Source organism: Luteitalea sp. (assembly GCA_009377605.1).
Classification (GTDB): Bacteria; Acidobacteriota; Vicinamibacteria; order Vicinamibacterales; family Vicinamibacteraceae; genus WHTT01.
In genome coordinates, this window is the sequence record WHTT01000290.1 from 1 (window position 1) to 625 (window position 625).

Annotated in this window: 1 protein-coding gene; it reads left to right on the plus strand. The window is 63.4% G+C overall.

The features are described 5' to 3' along the window. Positions 1-26: 26 nt before the first annotated feature. Positions 27-625 (plus strand): hypothetical protein (locus GEV06_28975; GenBank protein ID MPZ21874.1); only part of this gene is annotated, 599 nt, incomplete at its 3' end.

The following is a 625-nucleotide window of genomic DNA, read 5'->3' on the forward strand; positions in this document are numbered from 1 at the left end:
GGCGATGAGCGGTACCGTGATGGCCCATGGAGATGACGACCATGCTCGCCGCCCGGAAAGGAGTCACCATGAACATCACGCCTGACACGATCGTCGCCGAGGTCGCGACCACCGAGCCAGCTACCATCAGAGTCTTTCAGCAGCATCATATCGACTTCTGCTGCGGAGGCCAGATCTCGCTGGCCGACGCGTGCGCTCGTCACGGTATCAACGCGAATACCTTCGTGGCCGACCTCCATGCAGCGACCGTCACGGCCGGCGAAACCAGCGATTGGAACGACACGACGCTCACTGATCTCATCGCGCACATCCAGCACCGCTACCACGTTCCCCTGCGAACCGAGTTGCCACGTCTATCGGCGATGCTCACAAAGGTCGTCAACCGCCACGGCGCCCGCCTACCAGACACCCTGCTGCCGCTCCAGGCAACATTCGAGCGCTTCCAGCACGACCTGATCGATCACATGCGGAAGGAAGACCGCGTGCTCTTCCCCGCTGTCATGGCGCTCGAAGCGACACGCGACGCGCACACCGGGGGTCTCGAGCGATCGACCTGGATTGACCAGCCTATACACGTCATGGAAGCCGAGCACGAGGCGGCGGGCGCCGCGCTGGCAACACTGCG